The sequence below is a fragment of the Paenibacillus forsythiae T98 genome, assembly GCF_000520735.1.
Classification (GTDB): domain Bacteria; phylum Bacillota; class Bacilli; order Paenibacillales; family Paenibacillaceae; genus Paenibacillus_AQ; species Paenibacillus_AQ forsythiae.
In genome coordinates this window covers 1-545 of record NZ_ASSC01000805.1, presented here as the reverse complement: position 1 = coordinate 545, position 545 = coordinate 1, and the positions used below count along the sequence as shown (strand labels likewise).

At 50.6% G+C, this 545-nt stretch carries 1 protein-coding gene; it reads right to left on the bottom strand.

The window, feature by feature from the left end; translation table 11 throughout:
• A partial coding sequence (locus L692_RS30130) for a polyketide synthase dehydratase domain-containing protein (protein WP_036725455.1) occupies positions 1-545 on the bottom strand: 545 nt, incomplete at both ends.

Genomic DNA, 545 nt, shown 5'->3' with positions numbered 1-545 from the left:
TCTCAAGCTCCTGCAGTGCAAACGGAAGAGACGGCTCATAATCGTGAATGCCTGAGAGCAGCCCGATCACTCCCTGCAACGCAGAATCAGTCAGACTTGGGTGAAGCACATACCGTTCTTCAGTGTTGGCAATGCAAGAAGGCAAAGAGAGCTTCGCCAAGGCCTGATCCGTTCCTGTGTAAAGCATCTCTACGCCGCGATGACCTGGGCCATACCTGATCCCCATGCCGGAGTAAATTTCGTAGCATTGGGAAGGGAGCAGAGCATCTTGACTACACTTCGCGCGTAAAGCCGATATATCCATAACAGGCAAGCTCCCTGAAAGAGCAAACCGAACGCTGCCTTGGCTATGTAGTACTTCTGTCTCATAGCTTGTTTCATCGCGGTTATAGATAGTGTACTCAATCTCACCATTCTCTTCGGGATGAAGCCGGATATGCACCTGTACCGGCTTTTTCTGTAAGAGAACAGGACGAATCCAAACCACATTCTTTAAAACGACCGCCCTTCCGTCTTCCTCCGTTATACCGGCCGATAGTGCAGCC